The 26544-nt window shown below is 33.8% G+C and carries 15 protein-coding genes; 9 read left to right on the forward strand and 6 right to left on the reverse strand.

All coding sequences use genetic code 11. The features are described 5' to 3' along the window. Nucleotides 1-45: 45 nt before the first annotated feature. The 4 genes from MM213_RS02060 to MM213_RS02075 all read right to left on the reverse strand — a co-directional run bounded on the left by MM213_RS02060 (nt 46) and on the right by MM213_RS02075 (nt 5965). Nucleotides 46-1209, reverse strand: a complete 1164-nt coding sequence (locus MM213_RS02060) for a THUMP domain-containing class I SAM-dependent RNA methyltransferase (protein ID WP_241409668.1) — start codon at nt 1207-1209, stop codon at nt 46-48. 44 nt (nt 1210-1253) lie between these two features. Then, entirely contained in the window at nt 1254-2090 is an 837-nt protein-coding gene (locus MM213_RS02065) for a DUF4249 family protein (protein ID WP_241409670.1), read from the reverse strand. A gap of 1 nt (nt 2091) precedes the next feature. Next, nucleotides 2092-4491 (reverse strand): TonB-dependent receptor, encoded by a 2400-nt coding sequence (locus MM213_RS02070; protein WP_439647561.1) that lies wholly within the window; start codon nt 4489-4491, stop codon nt 2092-2094. Between the two features lie 616 nt (nt 4492-5107). Further along, complete coding sequence (locus tag MM213_RS02075; RefSeq protein WP_241409673.1) at nt 5108-5965, reverse strand: DUF4349 domain-containing protein; 858 nt, start codon at nt 5963-5965, stop codon at nt 5108-5110. Between the two features lie 75 nt (nt 5966-6040). Between MM213_RS02075 and MM213_RS02080 the strand changes: the two genes are divergently transcribed. The 8 genes from MM213_RS02080 (at nt 6041) to MM213_RS02115 (ending at nt 18549) form a co-directional block, all read left to right on the forward strand. After that, entirely contained in the window at nt 6041-7111 is a 1071-nt protein-coding gene (locus MM213_RS02080) for a Gfo/Idh/MocA family oxidoreductase (protein WP_241409675.1), read from the forward strand. Between the two features lie 485 nt (nt 7112-7596). After that, nucleotides 7597-10125 carry a PAS domain-containing protein gene (locus MM213_RS02085; RefSeq protein ID WP_241409677.1) on the forward strand — a complete coding sequence of 843 codons (2529 nt, stop codon included), beginning with the start codon at nt 7597-7599 and terminating at the stop codon, nt 10123-10125. Between the two features lie 254 nt (nt 10126-10379). Continuing rightward, a complete protein-coding gene (locus tag MM213_RS02090; RefSeq protein WP_241409679.1) occupies nt 10380-12368 on the forward strand; it encodes an ATP-binding protein in 1989 nt (662 codons plus the stop codon). A 12-nt stretch (nt 12369-12380) separates the two neighbouring features. Next, the gene (locus tag MM213_RS02095; protein ID WP_241409681.1) at nt 12381-15461 is read left to right on the forward strand and encodes a PAS domain S-box protein; all 3081 of its coding nucleotides are present in this window, start codon (nt 12381-12383) and stop codon (nt 15459-15461) included. Between the two features lie 345 nt (nt 15462-15806). Beyond that, complete coding sequence (locus MM213_RS02100; protein ID WP_241409683.1) at nt 15807-16241, forward strand: response regulator; 435 nt, start codon at nt 15807-15809, stop codon at nt 16239-16241. 449 nt (nt 16242-16690) lie between these two features. Then, nucleotides 16691-17125, forward strand: coding sequence for a response regulator (locus MM213_RS02105; RefSeq protein ID WP_241409685.1), 435 nt, complete (start codon nt 16691-16693; stop codon nt 17123-17125). A 6-nt stretch (nt 17126-17131) separates the two neighbouring features. Further along, nucleotides 17132-18145 (forward strand): PAS domain S-box protein, encoded by a 1014-nt coding sequence (locus MM213_RS02110; protein WP_241409687.1) that lies wholly within the window; start codon nt 17132-17134, stop codon nt 18143-18145. Next, the gene (locus MM213_RS02115) at nt 18142-18549 is read left to right on the forward strand and encodes a response regulator (protein ID WP_241409689.1); all 408 of its coding nucleotides are present in this window, start codon (nt 18142-18144) and stop codon (nt 18547-18549) included. The genes MM213_RS02110 and MM213_RS02115 overlap by 4 nt, the downstream gene beginning before the upstream one ends. A gap of 124 nt (nt 18550-18673) precedes the next feature. Here MM213_RS02115 and proA read toward each other — a convergent pair whose 3' ends face one another. Beyond that, nucleotides 18674-24520 (reverse strand): anti-phage protein ProA, encoded by a 5847-nt coding sequence (gene proA / locus MM213_RS02120; protein WP_241409691.1) that lies wholly within the window; start codon nt 24518-24520, stop codon nt 18674-18676. 242 nt (nt 24521-24762) lie between these two features. After that, the gene (locus MM213_RS02125; RefSeq protein ID WP_241409693.1) at nt 24763-25551 is read right to left on the reverse strand and encodes a CRISPR-associated endoribonuclease Cas6; all 789 of its coding nucleotides are present in this window, start codon (nt 25549-25551) and stop codon (nt 24763-24765) included. Nucleotides 25552-25820: 269 nt separating this feature from the next. Between MM213_RS02125 and MM213_RS02130 the strand changes: the two genes are divergently transcribed. Next, nucleotides 25821-26522, forward strand: a complete 702-nt coding sequence (locus MM213_RS02130) for a TetR/AcrR family transcriptional regulator (protein ID WP_241409695.1) — start codon at nt 25821-25823, stop codon at nt 26520-26522. The last annotated feature ends 22 nt before the right edge of the window (nt 26523-26544 follow it).

A 26544-nucleotide genomic window follows, 5' to 3' on the forward strand; every position in this document is an offset into this window, starting at 1 on the left:
ACTAATATCTATCAAGCCATTTCCTGATAAAAATCAGGAAAAGTGCTATTCTTCTCTTTTGCCTTTGTACAATTCATATTTAAGAAGTCTGCAATCGATAGTACCGTTGTAGAACTCCATCTTTCTTGAAGGCCTTAGTCCTACCCTCTTTGCAAGATCCAAATTTCCAGTAAATACAAAACCTGTGTAACCTGCACATTTTTGCTTCATAAAATCACCCAGTCTTTTATAGGTAGCTTCGAGTTCATCTTCTTCACCCAGTCGCTCTCCATATTCTGGATTGACCATCATGATACCCGCTTCACTATCTGGAATCGTAGTATCTTCAAAATCACAGACTTCATAAGAAATCAGATCCTCAACTCCAGCTGTTGCTGCGTTTTCTTTGGTAAATAGCACAGCCTGTTCTGCTATATCAGATGCAAAAACTTGAATATCTCCAATTGGTGTTATCTTTTCTTCTAAATCGGCCTTCATCTTGTGATAGATGGCTTCATCATATCCAATGATATGCATAAATGAATAATGGTCTCTATAAAGACCTGGGAATCTATTAGTAGCAATTAAAGCAGCTTCTATTGCCAACGTACCAGAACCACACATTGGGTTGATAAATGGACTTTTTCTATCCCAACCACTTGCATAAATTGTGGCTGCTGCCAAAGCTTCCAGCATTGGAGCTTTCCCTGGGATTTTCCTATAGCCATGCTTCGCAATAGTCTCACCAGAAGTGTTGACATAAAGTGTCGCTTGGGTTTCTTTCCAAAATAATTGAAAAACTGCCCCTTCGTAAGCAGAGCCAGTATCAGGTCTTACTCCTGTATTTTCCCTAAATCTATCTACGATCGCATCTTTTATCCTGACATTCACAAAAAGCGGATTGTCAACGCTATCATTTTCTACATGAGAATTTACTGAAAAATAAGTATCCTTAGTAATGTATTCTTCCCATGGAAGTGTCTTAACTCTTCTATATATATCATCTGCATGGTGCAGATAAAATGATTTGATCTCAAAAAGAACGTGACTAGCTACCCTCAAATGCATATTTAGATACATACATTCGTTCAAAGAAGCATACAATTCTATGTAAGTTCTAAATACATTTTTTGGCTTAAATCCAAGATCTATAAGCTCTTTCTCTACGAATGGTGAAAACCTATCTTTAAAAGTAATGACTACTTTGCCTTTTTGCGTGAAATCTAACATACCGCAAAAGTAAGAAATATGAACGACACCCTGATTCTTTTTTATCAATCAGAATCATCTTCTGTAATATTTATAGTAGCACTGATAAAAGGACTAACCATAAAATAACCCAAAACTTCTCCAACTCCATCTACAGGTTTAATATTGGAAATAGGGTTTTGGGGTGGTGGACTAAATAGACCACCGTCATTAAATAACAAACTTACCAATTGTGATAAATAGTTGTAAGCATCGTCATTGAGACGATATAATTCAAGTCTAACCCTATCACCTTCTTGGAATGGAAATCCACCAAGCTCAAAACCTCTCTCTAAAATACTGGTGCCAAAAGTATCATCAAAAAGCAAATAATCGGATCTTCTGTTTAGCAATGTATCATTTCTAATGATTTTCAATCTATAATTATTTTCTTCTACAAAGGGGATTTTGCCATACAAGGTAACATAATATCCAGCCTCTCTAAAAACACGATCTTCATTGTATTTGAAAGTCAAAGAATCTAAAGTTGGGGGCGGGAGCATTTTACCTATGGAAATATATTCTTTATCATCGATAATTACATGCAATTCATAACTCTCACCTACAGTACCCAACCTATTATTGAAAGGAAGATAGCTTTGTATTTGTTCATTGAAGACGAATGATACCCTTTGCCCATTTCGTTGATTAATAATGAATACTTCAGCATCATTGATTACTTGATTCTGCTCTTCAGAATAGTAATTTTTTGAATAACTAACATGAACCTGATTCAATCCGTTGCTATTTGTCCATATACCTTCTATCACGGGGATCTGACTTGTCTGACGTAAGTCTAAAACCACCTCTTCTTGACAAGAAAAGAAAGTCAAAGTAATCAATAAGAAGTAAATATATTTCATATCAGAAATTAAAGTTATAAGTAACTGAAGGTAGGAAAGTAAACAGATAAGTCATTACTACTCCAGGCCTTCTCGACTCAATTACATCTGTCTGGGTCGGTGTGAAATTAATCTGATCATTATAGATCTCTGTAAATTGGTAAGCAAATGGATTTTTCCTTCCATACAAATTGTAAACACTGAAATTCCAGCTTCCTTTCCATTTTCTTCCCTTATCTACATTTTTCCAGGTGACGGAGGCATCCATTCTGTGATAATCAGGAAATCGGTCATCATTTCTTACACCACTGTACAATGGAAGCCTTTGATTATCGACTTCATAGGATCCCACAGGGAAAGTTACAGCCTGTCCTGTAGTATATACAAAAGTCAACCCTGCAGACCATCTTTTGTTGAATTCATGATTCAGTACCAATGTCAAATCATGCGGTCTATCAAATCGTGGATTGTACCATTGATCGAAACTAATCCCATCAATCTGCCTCCATGTTCTCGAATAGGTATAACTTAACCAACCTGTAGTTCTACCTGTATTTTTCCTAAGCAAAAATTCGGTTCCATAAGCATATCCATTTCCAGTTAGGATTTCAGATTCTACATTGTCCGTAAATAGGATATTCGCTCCTTGTCTCAAGTCAATGATATTTTTTATGTCTTTATAATAAACCTCGCCAGAAACTTCCCATTTGTTCCCCTCCAGATTTTTGAATACCCCTACCGAAACTTGGTCTCCCCTGATCGGTGGAACATAAGTACCAGCCAATATCCATCTATCTATCGGAAGACCAGCCGAACTGCTTGAAGCTACCTGGAGATATTGGAAGTTTCTGTTGTAGGAAGCTTTGATAGACAGGTCATCTTGTATCAAGTACCTGAATGAAAGTCTTGGTTCCAAACCATTGAATCCTTTGATCCTTTGGAATGGTCTGAATACCAAAGAATCTGTGATTTCTGCATCAGGTGAAGGTTCACCTTCTGCATAAATGTAATCTACTCCCCTTCCATGAAGTTGAAAAATAGCCCACCTAAGTCCTGCATCTACACGAAGTCTATCTGTAACATCTGTAGCAGCTCCAATGAAAACATTGTTTTGCATTCCATTTCTTGGATTGGTAGCAATAGGTTCTATAGCACTTCCTGGAGCTGGATCCAAGCTTATAGGTGCAAAGTTATACAATTGGGAATGCACACCCCAATTGATCAGTGTGTTTTCAGTTACATTAAAATTCCACTCCGCTTTCACCCCTGATTCAGAGAGCCGATTCCCCCATTTGAAGCCATTGTCTGGATCATCAAAATTAACATTGTATTGATAAGCACTATGATATGCATTCAGGTCAAAAAATAACCTTTCGGAAATATTGCGATTCCAAGTGATAGACGTAACCCAGTTGTTCCATCCAAGTCCAAACTGAGATGAAAGCCCAAGAAAGTCAGATCCATAATATGATGATACCGACAATTTGTCTTTCTCTCCGAGTTTGAAAGTAAACTTTCCACTCAAATCATAGAAGTATAGATCATTGCTATTGATTTCTGGATTAGAAGAAAGGCGTAGAAACATATCTGCATAAGTTCTTCTACCAGATACAACAAAACTGGAATTTTCTGAAAACAAAGGTCCATCGACTGTCAGTCTAGAACTTATGGTACCGATCCCTCCTTCACCTCTCACCTTTTCATAATTTCCTTCTTTTAGGGAGATATCTATCACACTGGAGATCCTTCCACCAAAATTTGAAGGAATGTTTCCTTTATAAAATTCAACACCACTTAATGCATCTGGGTTGAAAACTGAGAAAAAACCAAAGAAATGGGAAGGATTGTAAACCGGCGCCCCATCTATTTGGATCAAATTCTGATCTGCAGAACCCCCTCTCACAAACAATCCAGTAGTGCCTTCACCAGCAGTCTGTACTCCAGGCAATAATTGCAAACTCCTCAACAAATCCACTTCTCCAAAAAGGGCTGGGATGTTTTTGATCGTTTCTATCGCAACGACTGATTTGCCCATATCCAAACTCTTTACATTTTCATCAGGTCTCCTATCTCTGATGATCACCTCTTCCAATGCCATTTGGGATTCTTGAAGGAAAAATCGCAATGGTTTATTATGATCTTTTTGATTTATGACCCTTATGGATTCTTCAAAACCTATGTAGGAAACGATCAGCTTAGAAGGCAATTCTATTCTTGGAATTCTGAAGTTTCCATCCAAATCAGTGACAACACCTTTTTGTGGTTGGTTTTCCCAATAAACATTGGCTCCGGGCAAGGGATTGTTAGTGGCAACTTCAAAGACTTGTCCTTCTAAGAATGAATCTTCCTGAGCCAATACAGCCTGAGGATTTGCCAAAAAGAACAAAGGATAAGTAATGAATAGAATCAAGAAAAAACGCATAAAGTGATTTGCTTTCAAAGGATAACGACATTTTGGCCATTATAGATTGCGAATATCTGAAAAAAATATGAACATGGATAAAATAAAGAGTGCCTACTGCAAATTAGACCTTGCAATTTTCTAAAATCTAGAGTGCATTAATTAGCATTTTTACGGTAAAAGTCAAGAAGATCATGTTACCATAACCAAAAGATAACCTTTGTACTTAAAATCATCCGCATGATTTAATGATAAATTAATATAAGTATCCGCAATGTTGCACATTGGATAAAAAGTAACTTGGTAAGTTGCAGATACTATTCATTATCAACAGTTTACAGTCAAAAGAACCACAAATCGATCATCCGAAAATGTATTGTTTGGCTACATGAATGAAAGCGGATAGTCATATAAATAAATATAAATCCACTTTCTTACATCAGCCAAACAAAATGACATATTTTGAATCAATTGATACACTGATAACTTTTCTACTAGTAACCCTTGTGTGCTACGCTTAGGAGGGGCACAGGCGTGGTGTAAATAACGGTAAACCCATGAGCCAGTCTTATAACTTCAGATTTTATTGCGGAAAATCATATAAATTAATCTTGTCTAGAAGCTGCAGATATAATTTCTAATTTTTGACTTTTCTTATTCTTTTCCAAAAGAAAAAACCAACTAAAGCTAATAAAACAAATGGCCATAACTTAAATAGGAAGACAATGAAATTTTGAAGGAGAACAAGCCCGTCCATTATGGCAGTTCTAATTGACGGTAAGAATTTCCCACCATTTTGATCAAAGTTTTTGGCTGGCAGGTTCTCATAAAATCTAATGTTGATGGTACTGAACCTAATTTGTTGTTTAAGCAACTTGAAACGTGACTCAAACATGTCTATTTCAGAGCGAAGATCGTTCATACTTCTCTCTATTTCTAGCATATCTTTGATATTTACAGCTTTGAGTAACAATTCTCTATACCTTACCTCTAGAAGCTTCTTGTTTTCAATCTTAGCATCAAGGTCACTATACCTAGATGTTACATCTTCTATATTTGAATATACGTTATCGACCTTCAGCCCAATCTTCGTCAATTGATTGTATATCGTATCGTAAGCATCCAAAGGCACTCTAACAATAATCGTTACAGTTTTTTGACGATGGTTATTTACTAAGTTCTCCGACTCGATGTAAGCATTATATTTGGGGAGGATTTTCCTGATTTTATCAAAATCATTATCTATATCTTCAGATTCAAATTCAATCCCTCCTGTCTTGATAAATTTCCTCAACTCTATATCACTTGAATATGCTTCTCCATCAGTCTGTGGAGCAACTTGTTCTGTAATTGGAATGTCTAAAAGCTCTTCAAAATCACTTGTGTCATTACCAGAATAAGAGAAAGCATCATTATCCTTATTTCCACAGGAAAAAAAAAGGATAATCAAAAAACAGTGGAAAGTCGTAATTGCTACACTTCTAAAATGGGTCATTTTGGTTGAGAATTTAAATACAAATAAATATATTGATTTTTTAAATCAAAAAAAGCAAAGTATAAACTAAAAAATATGGACAAGATAAAAATACTGATCGTTGGATGTGGAAATATGGGTGCTTCTCACGCAAAAGCCTATCACCAAATGGAAGAGTTTGAGATCTGTGGTCTTGTCGCTCGAGGCAATAGCAAAGAAATCTTAAACAAAGATTTGGGTAATAGTTACCAATTGTTTGACAATTTTGAGCAAGCCTTAGAGAAAACCGATCCTGACGCTGTATGTATATCTACCTATCCTGACACCCATGAATCTATGGCTATCAAAGCCCTTGAAAATGGCTGTCACGTTTTCATAGAAAAACCTTTGGCAGATACTGTTATCGGATCAGAGAGAATCGTAGAAGCAGCAAAAAAAGCCAACAAAAAAGTGGTGGTAGGCTATATATTAAGACATCATCCATCCTGGGAGCGATTTATCCTTGAAGCCCAAAACCTCGGCAAGCCACTCGTAATGCGTATGAATCTCAATCAACAATCTCAAGGATACATGTGGGATGTGCACAAGAATTTGATGCAAAGCCTCAGCCCAATAGTAGATTGTGGAGTTCACTATATAGATGTGATGTGTCAGATGACAAGAAGCAAACCTACTGCTGTATCTGCGATTGGTGCTAGACTATCTGATGAGATCCCTACTGACAATTATAACTATGGTCAGCTCCAAATCCGTTTTGAAGATGGTTCTGTAGGATGGTATGAAGCTGGCTGGGGGCCTATGGTATCAGACAATGCCTTTTTTATAAAAGATGTTTTTGGACCAAAAGGGTCAGTATCAATTGTAGCTGATAGTGCTTCTGGAAAAGGAAAATCCGACAATATTGATTCACACACACAAACAGAAAAAATCAAAATACATAAAGCTGATCTTGACAAAGAAAACAAATTTATTTTTGAAGATGAATGGGTAGAGATGAAGGATGAACCAAGTCACCAGGAACTTTGTAACAGGGAGCAAGTTTTTTTCCTCAAAAGCATTCAAAACAATATTGATTTGACTGATCATCTAGAAGATGCAATCAACAGCCTAAAAATCGCTTTTGCTTGTGATGAATCTGTAAAATCAGGAAAAATGATCAATTTATAACTTTACAAATATCTTTCATTCAACCATCTACAATTACAATGAGTAAGCACAATAGGACATTAGAATACATGTAATATTTGATAATTTCTATGTCTGAATCTAAATCATCAAAAACATGTTTGTCATCGTTTGACATATTCCCGTAGGAAAAGAGAGTTCGTAAAGATCTTCTTCTAGACTCTTTTTGAGGATTAATAGCTATTGATGGTGTGATGATTTCAGATATAAAGTCAATTTTAAGATATTACTGAATTTTGATTTGTAAAGGTTGACTAAGATTCTCAAAATATGTAAAAATCAGTCTAAATCATGATTTTTTCTTCAAATACCAGAATAATTTACCCAAAAAAATTTCACTTATCAAATATTAATTATGATATTGATAAATCAAGTTATGTAATAGTTCACCAGACTATTGAAATAAACTGATATCAATCTCTCACCTAAGACAGTTCTTACCAAAATTACCTTTAAGATTTTCGTATATGAGTAAAAATGATACTCGGTTTGAGTCCATTTTTGAGATTTTGCCAGTTCCAGCTTGGGAAGAGGATTTTTCTGAGCTAAAGTCATATCTGATCCAAATTGGCCTATTTGGAAAAGAGGAGGATATGATTAGAGAATTTTTCAAAAACAACAAATCTGAATTAACAAATTGTACATCGAAAGTCAAGATTATAAATATCAACAATGCTTGTCTGAAGTTACATAATGCTAGTTCCAAAAAGGAATTGATCGATAACTTTCCAAGTATTTTTACAGAGGAGTCTATTGATACAGTTTTAGAACAAATCATCTGCATTTGCCAAGAAAAGTTGTCATTTGAATTGACCACAAAAACAAGAACACTAACAGATGAAATAAAAGACATTCAATTTAAATGGTGTGTTGTCCCAGGATTTGAAAAATGCTTGAGTAGCATCATCATTACCACAATTGATGTTACAAACCATGTAAATACCAGCAGGAAAATACATGAAAATGAAAAAAAACTCCTAGAAGCGCAGAGTATTGCAAAGATTGGAAATTGGGAAATTGATTTACTAACTAGAGATTTGGTTTGTTCCAATGAAATTTATAGAATCTGGGAGGATAAAAACAAAGAGATTGGCTCAAATTCAATTAATTTTTTGGGCTCCTTATTCCCAGAATTCATTGAAAGCCTGGAAAGCAATCCCGACGATTTGATGAAACTTAAATTACCATTGGATACTGTGAGGAGGTTGAAATTAAAAGGTGGTATTTATAAATGGGTTCACATTATTTCCAATATCGAAAAAGATAATGAAGAAAAACCTGTAAAGTTTACAGGCACGGTACAAGATATTACTCAAGATGAAAATCTAAAACAATCTTTGAGAGATTTGATCAAAAAGTATCATTATGTCACAAAGGCTACTTTTGATGCAGTTTGGGATTTGGATTTAAAAAACAATAATATTAGTTGGGGAGAGGGATATCATAATATCTTTGGATATAAGCTTTCTGAATTGAATAGTAGCCGAGAAAAATGGATCAAACTAATCCATCCTGTTGACAGATTGCGAGTATCATCTAGCTTAGAACAAGCCACATTAGGTTCTCAAGACAATTGGCAAGAAGAGTACAGGTTTATGAAAGCTGATGGTCAATATGTCATTGTATCCGATCGTGGATTAATAATTAGAGATCAAAAGAACAAACCAACTCGAATAGTCGGTGCTATGCAAAACATTACATCGAGAAAAAATTCAGAGCTTTCGATCTTAAGGAAAACAAACTATCTAGAAAACATATCAAGGATTGTAGAATCACTACTCATAGACGAAGATTGGGAAAATGTATTAAAAAACTGTTTGGGTGAAATTGGAAAAACCGTAAATGTAGATCGGGTGTATTTTTTAAAAAACAAAAAAGATCAAACAACAGGTTACTTGATTGCAAGACAGATTTATGAATGGTGCAGAGAGGGGATTTCTTCTCAAATTGACAACCAAAATTATCAAGAAATACCACTAGAATTGTATCAAGATTTTTTACAAAAAGCCTTGAAAAAAACTCCATATTCTGCCATCACCTCCCAAACATCAGGTCACACATATAAAATCCTGTCCGAGCAGGGAATTAAATCGATTCTCAAAATCCCAATATATTTCAAAGACACATTTTATGGATCTATAGGGTTTGATGATTGTACTACTGAGAGAATTTGGTCAGAAGAAGAAATTTCATTTTTACAAACAATAACCTCAAATTTTGGAGTAGCAATCGAGAAAGCTGCTTTTAAGGATTCTTTGAGAAAAGTAAATTCTGAATTAAATGATAGTAATAAGAATCTAGCACTTTCCAATTCCGAATTGGAACAGTTCGCATATGTGGCTTCACATGACTTACAAGAACCACTGCGAATGATCACGAGTTTTCTGTCACTAATTGAAAGAAAGTACCATGACAAACTAGATGAAAAAGGTAAGTCCTATATCCATTTTGCTAAAGATGGGGCAAAACGAATGCGCTTCATTATACTGGATCTTTTGGAATTTTCCAGAGTAGGAAAAGTCGGTAAGATAGAAAATCACCTTTTCAATTCTAATGAAGCCGTATCAGAAGTAGAAAAACTCTTGAAAACTCAAATTGTAAATAGTGAGGCCAAGATTATAAAAAACAGGCTCCCTCAGATTGTTTCTAAAGAATCTGCATTTCAGCAATTGATCCAAAATCTATTATCGAATGCAATAAAATACCAAAAACCTAATATTCAACCTATTATCCATATAGATTGTGAAGATCATAAGCACGAGTGGCTATTTTCAGTAAGAGATAATGGTCTTGGAATAGCGCCCGAATATCATGATAAAATATTTGTCATTTTCCAAAGACTTCATGATGAAAACGAGTATTCGGGTTCTGGTATTGGTCTCGCTATATGCAAAAAAATAGTAGATTACCTAGGAGGAAAAATCTGGGTACAATCAGATATAGATAAAGGAAGCACTTTCTATTTCACTATCCCAAAAAGCAATTATGTACAATAATCATATCTATATCACAGAATCAAATATCAATTATAAAATAAGGATAAATGTATACGGAATGAATCAGTAATATTTAAAGAGACCTCTCTTTGATTCATTACGATCCAGTAGAGGCGGATAAGTTATTAATTTGGTATTAGGTATTGTTAGATATTGATCTAATACAAACATTAATACTAGAATTAAAATCTACTGGCAAAGTAGCATATAATCATATAAGGATAAATCCAGAGAATAAAAATAACCGAAAACAAATGAGTATAAGTAAAGATAATCTATTCTTAAAATATCCGATTGTTTCCGGCATAATGGTTTTCTTACTGATCACAGGATTGCAATATTTTACAGTCAAAGATTATGATCTAAAACTCGATAAAGAAAGTCAATTTGTAAATGCACAGCTTAACTTAATAGAAAAAAAGATCTCTGATGCGCTAAGCAATAGTTTATCCACAACAAGAGTTCTAGAATACATTGAAAACACCTATGGAATTGACGGGGATTTTGAAACAATAGCATCAGAATTGATAAAAGAAAACAGATTTATAGATGCAATTCAACTTGTCGAAGGAGGAACAATTAAGTATGTATATCCTCTTGAGGGAAACCAAGCAGTAATTGGCTACAATATACTTGACAATCCAGAAACTAGAGATGAAGCTTTGTTGGCAATTCAAAAAAAACAATTGTACTTTGCTGGCTCTTTGGCACTTAAACAAGGAGGTATTGGTATAGTTGGCAGAAACCCAATTTTCAAAAATGGTGAGTTTTGGGGATTCTCCGCTGTCATAATTAAGTTTGATGCTATTTTAGAAATCGCCGACATCAATCTTGATGTAGAAAGTCCATTTTATGTCCAAATATCCAAAATAGACCCAAAAAGCGATAGAGAAGTATTCTTCTTACCTCAACCAGACAAGTCCTACACAGGTTTCAAAAACGAGGTGATTTTAAAAGAAGGTGATTGGCGATTGTGTGTACAACTAAAGGAATCAAAAGCATTAAAAGAAGTCCTTCCATTTTTCATCTTAAGAATTTTACTATCTGCATTTTTGGGATATGTGGCATACTATCTAACCAAGTTACCATCCATACTGCAATACACTTTAGATTCCAGAACACGCGAATTAAAAGAAAGTAATACAAGATTTGAACTTGTGTCTAAAGCCACTACAGATGCTATTTGGGATTTAGATATCAAAACAGGGCAGGTATATAGATCAGAAAATTTCACAAATTTGTTTGGATATCCAATCGACAAGAGTTCTTCAAATTTCAATTTTTGGAAAGAACACATACATCCGGAAGACAGGGATAAGGTACAAGAAGATTATATAGCAATAAAAAATAGTACAAACGAATTTTGGGAATCTGCTTTCAGGTTCAAAAAGAAAAATGGAGAGTATGCATATGTGTTGGATAAGGCGATTTTAATCCGTGATAAAACAGGTGAACCTATACGGATGATTGGCGCCACAAAAGACATTACAACAGCTAAGAAGTCAGAACATGATTTGATACAGTTAAGTTTACAGCTTGCCGATCGAGCTAAAAAACTTGAAGTTTCCAATACAGAACTTGAGCAATTTGCCTATTGTGCTTCTCATGATTTACAAGAACCATTGAGAATGATTACTGGCTTTCTGAATCAGCTTCATAAAAAGTATAATGATGCATTAGACGAGAAGGCAAATTTATATATTTTCTACGCCATCGATGGCGCAAAACGAATGCGACAAATCATACTTAACCTATTGGATTATTCGAAAGTAGGGAATTATGATGAAAAAATTGAGGATGTAGCGATAGATCAAGTTTTAAGAAATATTTTAGTCCTTTTTAAAAGAGTAATTAAAGAAAAAAAAGGAAACGTCAGTTGGTCTGAAATGCCAATAATCAGAATGGAAAAAACTCCCATCAATCAAATTTTTCAAAACCTGATAAGCAATGCACTGAAATATAGTAAACCTGAAGTAAACCCTGAAGTAAAAATTGAATACATTGAAGATCCTACAAATTGGATATTTTCTATTTCGGACAACGGAATTGGAATAGAATCGGATCACTTAGAAAAAATATTTATCCTTTTCCAAAAGCTCCACTCCAATGATCTCTATGAAGGGTCAGGTATGGGATTGACTATATGCAAAAAAATCATAGAAAAATATAATGGTAAGATTTGGGTAGTATCTGAATATGGCGAAGGAAGTACTTTTTATTTTTCAATACCTAAAAGAAAATAAACCAACATTAAGATGAATGATCACATAATACTAAAAAAAATATTTGATGCATCACCTCTTCCTTCACTCCTCATAAGGGCAAATGACCCATTTTTTACTTTGGTAGATGCGAATGAATCATACTACAAAATTTCCAATAGTACTCAAGAGGACTTGATTGGTAAAGGCCTATTTGAAGCATTTCCTCAAAATCCTAACGAAAACTCTGGCGCTACAGTAAAACTCCTTGATGCTATCAAGACTGTAATGGTTACCAAAGAAACTTACAATGCACCTATTCAAAAATATGATATTCCCATCAGAGGAACAGATCAGTTTGAAGTTAGATATTGGGACCCGGTGTTCATACCAATTTTAAATGAAAAAAAAGAAGTAAGCCATATATTACATACAACAGAAAATGTTTCCATCGCAGTACAAGCCGAAAAAGCACTGAGTTTGTCAAACAAAAAACTTAATGACTTGATATCCTCAATTGATGGCATATTTTGGGAAGCTGAAATCAATCCTTTAAAGTTCACATTTGTAAGCCCTCAATCATATGAAATTCTTGGCTTTCACCCTAAGGAATGGGAAACTAGCGGTTTTTGGGAATCTAGAATTCATCCATTCGATCAAGAGTTTACTATCAACTATTGTGAAAATCAAGTACAACAAGGCAAAAACCATTTCTTTGAATACAGGTTTTTAGCAAAAAATGGTAATACAGTATGGCTAAATGATGTTGTCAGCGTCATTTTGGAAAATGGCAAGCCAATCCTCCTAAGAGGTATTATGACTGATATAACTGATAAAAAAAAATCAGAACTAGAGAGAGACAAAAGCAGGTCTAAGCTTGAAAACATCATGGATCGGTCTTTGGATGTGATTTGTACGTTGGATGAAAATAGACTTTTTCAAGAAGTGAGTTCTGCTACACTAAAACTCTGGGGATATTTACCATCTGAAATGGTAGGTAAGCCACTGCTAGATTATGTATTAGAAGAAGATATTTCTAAAATAAATGATGCAATCAGAAAAATAAGAAACGGAAAAAGTAGAACTAATCTTGAAATTAGAATCATCAAAAAAAATGGTTCAATGGCACCAACCATTTGGTCTATAAAATGGGATATTAGAGACAAAATTTTCTATTGCTGTGCCAAAGATGGGTCTGAAAAGAAGAAAACAGAGCTCAACAATGAATTGAGAATAGCAATCAATTCCATATTTTCAGAAGACCTTAAGCTCGAAATTATAATTCAAAAGGCATTAAAATTATTTTTACAATACAGCAATCTTGATTATGCAGAAGCTTGGCTTCAAAGTATTGACTCTGACAATATAATTCTCACCGCCTTCGAAGGTCCAGAGCATATTCAACCAAAAAAAGAAATCAGAATTAATGGAGGTGAAAGCGGCTTGATGTCAGAATTGTGTAAAAGTAAAGAACCAATTTTGATAAAAGATCTAAAAACCCATTCCAAAATTGTAAGAAATGACTTTATAATTAAGCATGATGTTAGAAGTACAATCGCCTACCCTATTAATTACAATGGTCAATTTATCGCTGGGATAGTCCTTTGCAGTATAGCAAGACATGTTGATTTCGAAACAACACCTATACTAGATTTCGATTTTTTGGCACAAATAGGTTCTATGATCAAAAGAAAGAGAGCTGAAAATGAGTTAAACTTATTTTTTGAGTTGTCCCCAGACCTTCTTTGCATTGCAGGTTTTGATGGATATTTTAAGAAAATCAACAAATCATTTTGTAAAACATTGGGCTATACTCAAGAAGAGTTACTCAATGAAAACCTCTTCAAATTCACACATCCAGATGATAAAGCTAAAACAGAGGATATATTAAAATTGTTGGATGATGGCGAACCTATCCCATATTTTGAAAATAGGTATGTAACAAAATCAGGGCACTATGTCTGGTTAGCATGGACTTCAACACCAATAATCGAAGAAAAATTAATCTTTGCTATAGGTAAGGATATCACAGAAAAAAAACAGCAAGAGGAAGCCATCAAAATCTCAAACAAGAAAGTGTCTGATACTTTGGAAAGTATACAAGATGGCTTTTATGCTATTGATAACGATTCAATAATCACATATTGGAACAATGAAGCTGAAAAATTATTGGGAAAAAAGCGAGAAGATGTTTTGGGAAAAAACTTATGGGAAATCTTCCCTGAAGCAGTTAACCTCAAATTTTACCCCAACTATTCTAAAGCAAAAGCTAAAAACATACCTGTAAGGTTTGAAGAATATTTTCCACCTTTAAAATCTTGGTATGAGATTACTGCATTCCCATCCGAAGAAGGTGTTTCTGTGCATTTTAAAAATGTAACTGATAGAAAAAATTCCGAAATCAAAATGATTGAATTGAACGATTCACTAGCCAAAAAAGCGAATGAATTAGCAGAATCTAACGCTGAACTTGAACAATTTGCTTTCATTGCTTCGCATGATATGCAAGAACCGCTAAGGATGGTGACGAGTTTTCTTAATAAACTTGAAAACAAATATGCAAATGCACTTGATGCTAAAGGCTTACAATACCTACATTATGCTACTGATGGCGCCATAAGGATGAGGCAGATTATTCTAGATCTTTTGGAGTTTTCAAGAATTGGCAAAATCAACCATTCTATTGAAATAGTAGACCTTAATGAACTGATGAATGATATCAAACATATGAATCAAGATGTCATAGAAAAAACAAAAGCAGCGATAACATGGGATAAGCTACCCGCAGTAAAGTTCGGAAAAGGACCACTCTATCAGATTTTTCAAAATATAATTTCCAATGCCATCAAATATCAAAAAGCAGGCAATCTGCCCAAAGTTCATGTAACTTATGAAGATTGTTCAAACTATTGGATAATTTCAATAAAAGATAATGGAATAGGCATCGAAAAAGAATATCACGAAAAAATATTTGAGATATTCAAACGCTTACATCAAAAAGAAGAGTATTCGGGGACAGGGATTGGTTTGGCTATTTGTAAAAAAATAATAGAAAGATCGGGAGGAATTATTTATGTAGAAAGTGAAATAAACTTTGGTAGTAATTTTAAGTTCACAATAAAAAAAGAACTTTAACATATCTTATTCAACTCTTAAAATCCATCATTTAATTATATCATCGTATTATAACTTATAGTATTAATGTGGAAATCATTAAGTAATTCTATTAAGATAATCATAAATTTTTTTTGGGTTTTCTAAAAAAAATATAAATTCAAAATCATATTGTATAGTTAGAAAAATTTCGAAAAACTTTTACATGTAAAATATAAGAAAGACTAGAATTTTTTATAGAAATTAAAATTGTAATAAAGGCAAAATTATCTATTCGATAAATAAAGATTTTTAGTATATTAGAACTAAAGTAATTGAAAATTCTATTTAGTAATCTTGGATTTCTTTATTGTTTCAAATTTTACTATGCAAAATATACATATACTATTAGTAGAAGATAATGATGGGGATGTAGTCTTGACTATGGAAGCTCTAGAGGAAGCCAAAATCAAAAACTCTATAAGCATAGTCAAAAATGGAGAGAAGGCAATTCAATATATCGAAAGAATAGGTGATTTTCAAAATGTAATTTATCCAGATTTAATTATATTAGACATAAACCTACCAAAATTAAGTGGTCATGAAGTCGTAAAACACCTGAAAAGTAGCGAAAAACATAAAGAGGTACCTATCATTATACTTACCACATCTTCATCCCCAAACGACATTGATAAATCAAATAAAAATCAGGTGAATTGTTTTATAACTAAACCAGTCACTACAGATGATTTTATACAAATGGTGAATAAATTAAAAGACTTTTGGATAAATATCTTATCTCAAGAAAAATTGGAAAATTGATTTATGAACAATTAAAATAGAAAATGATTTATTATATGTGTAGCAAGCATAATATCGCTAATAAAACCAATAAGTAAGTTTGAATCAAACCCAATGATAATCGAAACTAAACCCGTCATTGGTGAAAAATAGATTTTCAAATAACTCACAATGATTACAGCAATTGAGACACATCATCTACTATCAATCATATGAATTGATCTTACGGGAAAAATTTCGAAAAACAATACTTAAATATGGTTATGCGCAACTTTTCCAGTAGATTAAAATATAATATTAATGTTTGCTTTAGATCAATATCAATTAATAACTTGTCAGCCTCTGTTGGATCGAAATGAATCAAAAGAACACTCACCTTAAATTACTGGTATCATTCCATACTTACATAATTTCTTATAAATAGATGTTAAAGTACAAGAGTATTTATCATCTTTATGAATTACTTAAATATGAAAAAAATTCAAATCCTTTTAGTAGAAGACAATGAAGGCGACATTCTACTCATTAGAGAGGCATTAGAAGATGGTAAAATCCTCCATGATCTCAAAGTGGTAAAAGATGGGCATGAAGCAATTATGTATCTCAACAAGGATCAGAAATATGGTGTTGAAATAATGAAACCTGATATAATTCTACTCGATATCAATCTACCAAAAAAAAATGGACACGAGGTTTTGAAACACATCAAAACCTCAGAAGAATTGAAGCAGATTCCAGTAATTATGCTAACTACATCTTCTACACCTAAGGATGTATTGGACGCGTATAAAGAGCATGCTAACTGTTACATAACAAAACCGGTGGAAGGAATGGAATTTTTAAAAGTCATTACTCAGATTGAAGATTTTTGGTTTTCTCTTGTCAAACTACCAACTAAGAATTAGCTATTTATGACTGATACTGAAAGTTCGAAAAAAATTCTAATAATTGAAGACAATATTGGAGATTTTGTTCTCATATCAGAGTACCTGGAAGAGGTATTTGAAAAATTGATAATTGATCAAGCAAAAACATTCAAAGATTTTCTCAGCAAAGTTTCAAATGAATATGATATCATTTTATTAGATCTAAGCTTGCCAGACAAAGATGGTGAGAACTTGGTAAATGAAGTACTAAAATTTGCAGAAAATATTCCCGTAATCGTACTTACAGGGTATTCTGACAAAGTTTTTGCAATAAAATCAATAAGCTTAGGCACTGCTGATTATCTATTGAAAGACGAAATCAAACCCGATATCCTTCAAAAAAGCATAATATATGCTATTGAAAGAAAGAAAGTTTTCAACCAATTAGAAGATTCAGAAAAAAGATATAGGGAACTTTTCCATTTAAGCCCGCTCCCAATGTATGTTTTTGACAAGACCAGCTTTAAATTTTTAGATGTAAACAGAACCGCCATTTCACATTATGGTTACTCAAAAGAAGATTTTTTAGATATGACAGTATTTGACATCAGACCCGAAAATGAAAAAGCTAGAGCACTGGATATAATATCAAGAACCAATGAGGGTCCAGAGATGAAAAATCCAGGCACTTTCAAACATATCAAAAAAAATGGGGAATTGATAGATGTGGAAATCAGCTACAATGAAATTGAATTCAAAGGTAGAAAAGCCTTGTTGGTGCTAGCTAATGATGTCACTTTAAAGTATCAATACATTGATGCGATTGAAACACAAAATACAAAATTGAAAGAAATTGCATGGATTCAGTCACATGTAGTAAGGGCTCCCCTAGCACGACTAATGGGATTGGTAAACTTAATTAGCTTAGAAGGTGAAGATCCTGGATTTAGCAAAGAAGATATTATCAAACATATTGCAAACTCTACTCAGGAGTTAGATATGATCATCAGAAACATCACAAATAAAACAGAACAAATTAATATTGACGATATACAATGAAATACGACATTCTAATTGTAGATGACGAGGAAATCATCATAAAGCTTGTCAAACACCTTGTTATTAAAAGTGGACTACATTCAAATCCAAAAGGCTTTATTGGCGGAATTGATGCCTTAGAATATTTAAATGCACTAAATAATTCCAATACTACACAGATCATATTATTAGACATAAACATGCCTAATTTTGACGGATGGGATTTTTTGGGGATTTTGGAAAAATCACAAATAAATGTGCCTATCCATGTGATTATCATAACATCCTCAATAAATAAATCCGACAAAGAAAAAGCCAGTTTATTCAAAATGGTATCAAGTTACATCGAAAAACCTGTAAGCATGCAGAACATGGAACAAATCAAAGAATTGAAATTTCTCAAATCATTGTCTGAAAATTATTGATTCCAGAAATCATCTGACACATCAAGACTTATAAATACCTTCGAGTATTTGACAAAAATCACCAAACTCCTGTCAAATCCTAATTCCATAAAACATCTCAGTTGGGCAAACGCTACATCATAAATTAATCTATATGTTTTTTTGATAACAAAATCCTTCCTGACTCTCTTTTGACTTTACCATTACTAATTGCCATATCAATTACATACCTTAAAAGAACTTCAATTTGTTTTCCAACTTTTGCAAAACCAAAAGTTCTTGACAAATAGCGTAGCAACTCCTCTTCTTCTATACTTAAGTTATGTATTACTACTTCTTCCAGCGCTACCAAAATCTCTTCCGGCGCGATATCTTCCATGTTGCGTTTTCCAGATTCTGAAATACGATAGTGAGTCAACCCTTCCTTCTGCCTTGAATTCCAATAAAAAGGCTGATGATGCATGACTTTATTGATACTTAATTCATTGATAATACTTTCTAAGTGGTTGTCTAACTTTGAACTTGATCTTCCAATATTCCATACCTGCAATATCTTTTTGAATAAATATGCTTTACTGATCGGAGATTCAACCTCTACAGTTTCCAATACTTGTTTCTTGATTTTGTCCCTGTAGGTATCATCATAGATTGTTTCAATATTAGCGAATGACATAGGTGTAATCTTGTGAGATACATAAGGAGTTCGTAATAAATTTTCTTCAATAATGATTTCCTCTGAATAATCCTCTTCATCAATAGACAAAGACCTATCTATATTTATTTCATTGGATTCTTTACTTTGAAAATCATTCTCTGTTGGAATATTTCCCTTGTATTTTTGTAAAATTTCGACTTTTTCAATAATTCCATCAACCAGTTTTGATGAATTTTCATACCAGTCCATGGTCCATAGTCTGTGAATATTCCATCCTAATGATTTTAGCATGGAAGGCATCACCATTTCACGGTCATTGGTGGTTTGAGCATTCAAATAATGATGTCCATCCAAAACTATTCCCAATATATATTCTTGAGGTTTCTCAGGATGAACAATCGCTATATCAACTTTAAAATTTGAAGTACCTACATTACATTTTACGCTAAGACCTTTAGCTATCAATTTTTTGCTTATGGCTTTTGACAAATGTTTTTTGGATTGATTGCTCAAGATATCTTCAGGCCTAATCATCAAATGACCCTTTTCTGCAAAATTCAAAAAAGCTTTAAGCCCTGCAACTCCCTCTGATGAAGTTCTTGATAAATCAATTTGGTCAGATTTTAGTGTCGCAAAAACAAGCATCTCATTACGAGCCCTAGTGATAGCGACATTTAATCTTCTCCATCCACCATTTCTATTTAGGGGACCAAAATTCATACTCAATTTACCGTCTTTATCAGGCGCATATCCTATAGAAAACAAGATTATATCCCTTTCGTCTCCTTGGACATTTTCAAGATTTTTGACAAACAAAGGTTCTGAACTTTCATTCGCATATTCTTCTAATTTGATATCTGACATAAATAATTCCTGTAGTCTATCTTCTACCAAATTTTGCTGGGTTTGGCTAAATGTGACTACACCAATACTTAATTTTCTCCTTAAGGGGTCATTATAATGTGATCGCAAATAGTCAATTATTGCATCGGCTTCATTTACATTTGTCCGTGTCTTTCCTTTATCATAAAAACCCTTTACATGCTGAAACTGGACTTTTCGGTTTAAATCATCGGCAGAAGGGAATGTGAGCAACTTATTTTCATAAAAATTAACATTACTAAATGCAATCAAACTTTCATGTTTACTACGATAGTGCCTCAAAAGGTACTTTGAAGGAACAGATAAAGACAAACAATCATCCAATATACTTTCCAAATCTTCCACATCCATGTTCTCTTCATCTAATTTTATCGTATTGAAAAATGAAGTTGGAGGCATCTGCTTAGGATCTCCTACAATAATCGCCTGCTTAGCGCGCGCCAATGCACTAATCGCCTCGCAAGTAGGCAATTGGGATGCTTCATCAAATATTACTAAGTCAAAATGATTCAAGTCAACATCAAAATATTGAGCAACTGAAATTGGACTCATAAGCATACATGGAGCTAGTCTCGGCAATAGGTTGGGAACTTGATCAAAAAGTTTACGAATACTCATTCCTCTTCCACGGTTTTTGATAGCTCGCTGTAGTATCCCTATTTCAGAACTTTGCATGGCCTCTATTGAAGTGCTTGGAAGGTTCGAGGCCAACTTGGATCTTAGTTCTGATATTGTTAAATTCCTGAAATCAATAGCAATCTTCTTATATTGCTCAATCTTACTTTCAAATAAATTCACATTGAATAAGCTCAAGGTTTCACTTTTTGAAATTACCTGCTCAGCAATAGATCGGTGTACCGTATAATGGAAATATGCATGCAAGCTATCATGATCACAGGATTTATTATAATAGGCATCAATCAACCATTGCAAATGCATTGATTTTCCCTGATTAGATACTTGAACAAAATTCATCCATGTCTTTAATTCAGGCAAATGTTTCTGTATTTCAGCTAACTGACCCTTAGCTTGATCGATCCAGTCTAATTCATCTTCAAAGGTTATCCCAACCAAAGCCTCAAAATCATCTTCTGCTTTTTCAAACTTTTCAGATTGGTGCAAAAAATCTTTACACAACTTTGAATTTGGAAAAAACACTTCTCCTGTATATTGATATTCCAAATTATTGAAAACATGCATCCATTGGCTTAGCGCATGTGCTCCCCAATGTCGCATATGCTGTGCTAAGTTTCTAAATGAATGTGCCCTTCCCTTTATTTGGTCTATATCAGTCTGATCCTCTTTGAATAGATTTTTTAATGATTTGGTCACTTCCAAAAATCTATTTTGCTGTAATATCCTTTGTACTTCTTTGAGCTGACGGTTTTCAGAAAACAGCTTCTCAATTTCCAAATCACTTTTTATTACTGTATTTTTATGTATTGCAACTTGTTTCTTTATCCTATTTTTTTGCAACCATTGTCCAAGCAACCAACGCTGTTTTGCTTGTTTCCATTCTAACTCTATGCTCGTCAAGTCTAAGTCTAAAACACTTCTATTGTATTCACTAAGGATACTCAATTGTGCTTTTTGAAAATGCAAGTAATGATTAATCCATTCTTCAAAGCAATCAAAATTATCCTTGTTGGCTAAAAAACGGCATAATTCCAATGGCATATCTGGCAAACTTCCAACAACTTCTACTACTTGTCTAAATTGCAAGAAATCCTTTTTTGAATTCACAGAAAATGGGAACTTAATAGCATCCACCACTGCGTCCTGTTTCTTATTTAGATCTGACATTATCTCTATCAAAAACTGACTTTGAGATAAAATAGACTCATTAATTGACGGGGAATATTGAGTTATTCTTAGATCTTCCAGTGGATTCTCACTGGGATGAACAACTATCTTTGCCAAAGACTGGAACTGGGGCAACCAATCTGTCCATTCTTGCCATTGCTTAAAATTTAATTTTTCTAGAATCAGCTGTGGAATCAAATTCCTTCCAAAACTATATTCCTCAAAATCCTGTAATGCAGTAATACTTTCATACAAACTCCAGCCAATAGGTTGAATTTCGTGAAGTACATCGACATATTTGCTTATAGCCTGCTTGGCAGTATCAAGTCTTTCTGATTCTTGAATATAATCAGCAGATTTAGCTAATCTGTTTGATTCCAAAGATTTGGATAACTGCTCCAAAACGTCTGATTTCCTTGATCTATTGGAATGCAACTCCAAAGAAAATGCCCCCAAACCTATCTGCTCTAGCCTCTTGTGAACTACATCAAGTGCTGCCTTTTTTGCCGCTACAAACAACACTCTTTTTCCATTAAACAAAGCATCTGCAATAATATTGGTAATGGTCTGAGATTTGCCTGTACCAGGAGGTCCGTGCAGTATAAAACTATGCCCTCTGCTTGCTGTCAATACTGCTTCCATTTGGGATACATCTGCAGGAATCGGTAATGCAATGGACTTGGACTCGATGCCGTCGATATTTACTCCTTCAATACCTTCCTTATCACTACTAAAAACTAACTTTCCCTCTACTAAACTCCTGACTATTTCACTTTTCAGAATATCATCTGAATGCGAAACTATGTCCTTCCATAGAATAAGTTTGTTGAATGAAAAATTCCCCAATACCAATTGCTCCTCTACGTCCCAGCCTTTCATCTGCATCACAGATCTTCTCAATAACCCCATGACTTTGGCTACATCAACCCCTTTATCATCATATGGCAACTGCTCCAACGCCCCTAAATTCAATTCATATTCTTGGCGAAGAAATTCTACCAAGGTAATGTTGATCATAGTCTCTTCCTCTCGACTTTTGAGTGTAAACTTACTATTGATAGATCTTCGCTGTAGCTCTACTGGCACTAATAAAATAGGAGAAAAACGTGGTTGATCAGGCGTTTTTCGGTCATACCACTTTAGCAACCCTACAGCTAAATACAAAGTACTTGAACCATTTTCTTCAATAGATTGCTTTGCGTTTTTATGAATATAGGTCAGAATGTTATCAAGGTCTTGCTGATGATAATGCGTCAACAAGCGATTAGATTTCAGTTCTTCACTAGCCAATTGAAAAAGAGGAGAAGAACTATGCAATGGTGGAGAAAAATAATTGTATTTGCGCTGCACTTCCGCTTGCTGATTTGGCATAATGGAAAAGGTCTTACCTTCTGACAATGTATCTTCGAAATGACTGATATCTACATCTACCAATTGCAGCATATTCCGTGTCATCCGCAAGTTGAGCAGATTATTTCGAAGAGATAAATCCAGAAGATTTCTCTCCCATATTTTTTGTTTGGTTTTACCAGTATTGTCTTCTAGCAAGTCATCCTTGTAGATAGTCCCAATATCAAATTTTTTATCAGACTTGCTGTAAGCATCTTTTATCAATTCCCCTTGGTCTAATATCACCTCACCCGATTCATTGATCAAAGGCAAAGGACGAATGAAGGCAGTTCTCGCTCTCTTAATATCTACTGACAATTGAAAATCTTCTTTTTGAATCAATTGTGATTCTCCTGAAGCCAATGCGTCACTAAACTTCATAGCTGTACCCAGACAGACACTTGTAGCTTCAAAAGCAACTATTTCACGAATACCCTTCGAAAGACGTTTGGTGATGGCCGATTTATCATCATTAATGATCTCAGGAAATTTATCATCATGAAGCCAGCATCCTACGAAGGCATGCCCCTCTACTAAAATCAAAATCGGATTAAGATTTACTGCTTCCAAACAAGCCGCAAAGAGTAAAGTCAAATCAATACAATTTCCAAATTTTTCTTTCTGAATAGTACTCAGAAGCCTCAATCTTTGTCCCCTCTCTTCATAGCTTGGGGGCAAAGCACTATAGGCAATTTCTTCACTTTGTATAGCTGAATATATAGCAGAGATTATCTGCAATACGCGCTCAACATCTTGTGACTGATATCCTTCAAATGCAGTTATCAAACCCTGCTTTTCCAATATTGCAATTGCTTTTCTTTTGATCTGATAGACAAATGGATGGTTGGGTGTCACATATGATGCAATCAACTCAGGGAGTACTTGGAATCCACCAAAAAATTCAATTGGGTGAATTTCTACAGCAAAAGTGTCAACTTGAGAGAGGATGTCATTTTCCAAAACCTCTATTGTGATTACCGATTTTTCTGTTTCTGACAACTTGGAAAGGAAATCTCTGTTGATACTCAATGTTTCCAATGGAATACCTAAGTCACTTTCAGCAGGAATGTAAGGAACAGAAAATTCAAAAGGTTTGATAAATTCAAGATCTGCTGATATCCTAATTACTATGCTGCCCGAGTCTATATCAGAAGTATTTTCTATTATCAAATTTCTGATTAGTTTTTTATTATTCAAATACATGGAAATGTTCAGAAAAGGAAGCACTTCTTTGTGTATTACAAAATTATTTTGCCCATTCATATGATGAAAATTTGTCTTTCAATTGTTCCCAATTAACTGAGATAGATAATGAAATAAGAGAATGCTGCTTGAATATTTGAATACCAATTACCCCAAGCTAGATTTCATATAAAGTGAAAAATTCCAACAAATAGATTGTCTGAATAAAATCAACCTCCTAAACTAATCTTATCTAACTAATAAAAAAACAGTAACTTAAAGAAAATAAAAAACCGAATAAAAATGACAATAAAAATTTGACTTTAACTGAGGTTTTTTACGGAAACACAACCAAACCCTAGAGAATTTTGAGTACCAAACCCACCATAATATCCTAATTCTTGTAATAATGGTGAAGCTATAAGTTTAAAATCATACTGATAAGCTGTAAGTTTGATAGGATCCGTTTCAAAATCATTGAATACAACTCCACGCTTTTGAATTTCAGAAATTGGTTCAAAAACAATTTCAGGACAATAATCTTCTAATTTTTGAAGCTTTTTGAGCTCAGGGAAAAAGCTCGAAAATTTTTTCAATAATTGATTTTTAAATAAACCCGCATATTTGATATCATTAGGGGAAACATAATCCATTTCACCTTTATCGGTTTTATTTACCAAAAATACTGGTGTGACTGCTTTATAAATCATTTCATCTTTAAAATCTACTTTGGGTATTTCCTCTAAATCATGAATACTATATTCCACAATCTCATTAGAGCTTACAAAGTTGATTCTTTGTCCCTTTAGTAAATCTACAATGTAATCACATGTACTGGAATCAACTAAAATCCTCATATCTAAGCTAGCATTTTCACCTATATGCGTAAAAAGCTCACTTTCGATATCCTCGAGAAAAAAATCAAAATCCAAATTTGAAAAAGTAAAAGGATAGAAGCGCTTCGAACAAGCTTGATCCCCATAAATACTCTGCATAGAAGATTTATCAGCTTGTTCAAGTATATTTTCCAAGGCGGCAGACAACTGATACTGATAACTTCGAGAAATTTTGTTATTCGAACTACCTCTTTTTAGTTTAATTAAAAATTGCATAATTCACTTTTTAAATGAGAATGCAACTTAGGTACAAATATGCTGATATAAAATACCAACTACAGGGTATTTTTTACATTAGAAAGAAGATTTTTAATATAATAATCCACTTTTGTAAGTATAGATTAGATTATGGACATTCTGAATTATGACAGTAATAATTTTGAAGCTCACTACCACCATTTTATGACAATTACCATATTGACAATGCTCAAACCTGAATTTTGTTTAATATCTTTGAACTCAATTCAAAAGAAACTCTTTAAATCATGGGTGCACAAGAAAGAACGCAAAAAGAAAAGTTAATACTTGAATCTGCAATAAGACTTTTTAAAGAAAAAGGGTATCATGCGACCAAAATGGATGATGTTGCCAAAGGTGCCAAAATATCCAAAGGGCTCACTTATTTTTACTATAAAAACAAAGAAGATCTATATATGGCTGTCACTAGAAAAGCTTTCGAAGGACTAAAGGATGTATTTCGAGATGTATTTCGTTCAAAAGGTAAAAACGGGATGCAAATGCTGATTGATTTGGTTCAAAAATATTTGGACTATAGTCTCGAAAACAGAATGTACTATGATGCCATTCTCAATTTCTTGGGTGTATTAAGTCTATACAATGATGAACATACGAGAGAAAAAATCGATCCTAAAATCCTTGAAAGTGTTCACTTCCAAAAATTGCTAGATATCCATCATGATTGCGGAAAATTTGGAATTCAAATGGTTTCCCAAGGCATTAAGGACGGAAGTATAAGGCCCGAATTACAACCTGAAATTACATTTTACACCATTTGGAGCATGCTTATAGGATATGAAAGACTAAGTGGACCTGTAAATTATGAAAACAAAGAAATAAAAATCCACATTGACAATTGGAAACCTGGGTTCATTAGGTTGATGCAAGATATGCTTAAGGGAACTATCCAAGCAACAAAACCAAACATCGTTCAGGGTAGCTTATTTTAGAAACAATTAACAAACAGATTAC

Source organism: Belliella alkalica (assembly GCF_022549785.1).
Classification (GTDB): Bacteria; Bacteroidota; Bacteroidia; order Cytophagales; family Cyclobacteriaceae; genus Belliella; species Belliella alkalica.

Bases quoted from the DNA above. Each gene is read 5' to 3' on its own strand.
- MM213_RS02060 (WP_241409668.1), bottom strand. From the start codon at position 1,209: ATGTTAGATTTCACGCAAAAAGGCAAAGTAGTCATTACTTTTAAAGAT.
- MM213_RS02065 (WP_241409670.1), bottom strand. From the start codon at position 2,090: ATGAAATATATTTACTTCTTATTGATTACTTTGACTTTCTTTTCTTGT.
- MM213_RS02070 (WP_439647561.1), bottom strand. From the start codon at position 4,491: ATGCGTTTTTTCTTGATTCTATTCATTACTTATCCTTTGTTCTTTTTG.
- MM213_RS02075 (WP_241409673.1), bottom strand. From the start codon at position 5,965: ATGACCCATTTTAGAAGTGTAGCAATTACGACTTTCCACTGTTTTTTG.
- MM213_RS02080 (WP_241409675.1), top strand. From the start codon at position 6,041: ATGGACAAGATAAAAATACTGATCGTTGGATGTGGAAATATGGGTGCT.
- MM213_RS02085 (WP_241409677.1), top strand. From the start codon at position 7,597: ATGAGTAAAAATGATACTCGGTTTGAGTCCATTTTTGAGATTTTGCCA.
- MM213_RS02090 (WP_241409679.1), top strand. From the start codon at position 10,380: ATGAGTATAAGTAAAGATAATCTATTCTTAAAATATCCGATTGTTTCC.
- MM213_RS02095 (WP_241409681.1), top strand. From the start codon at position 12,381: ATGAATGATCACATAATACTAAAAAAAATATTTGATGCATCACCTCTT.
- MM213_RS02100 (WP_241409683.1), top strand. From the start codon at position 15,807: ATGCAAAATATACATATACTATTAGTAGAAGATAATGATGGGGATGTA.
- MM213_RS02105 (WP_241409685.1), top strand. From the start codon at position 16,691: ATGAAAAAAATTCAAATCCTTTTAGTAGAAGACAATGAAGGCGACATT.
- MM213_RS02110 (WP_241409687.1), top strand. From the start codon at position 17,132: ATGACTGATACTGAAAGTTCGAAAAAAATTCTAATAATTGAAGACAAT.
- MM213_RS02115 (WP_241409689.1), top strand. From the start codon at position 18,142: ATGAAATACGACATTCTAATTGTAGATGACGAGGAAATCATCATAAAG.
- proA (WP_241409691.1), bottom strand. From the start codon at position 24,520: ATGAATGGGCAAAATAATTTTGTAATACACAAAGAAGTGCTTCCTTTT.
- MM213_RS02125 (WP_241409693.1), bottom strand. From the start codon at position 25,551: ATGCAATTTTTAATTAAACTAAAAAGAGGTAGTTCGAATAACAAAATT.
- MM213_RS02130 (WP_241409695.1), top strand. From the start codon at position 25,821: ATGGGTGCACAAGAAAGAACGCAAAAAGAAAAGTTAATACTTGAATCT.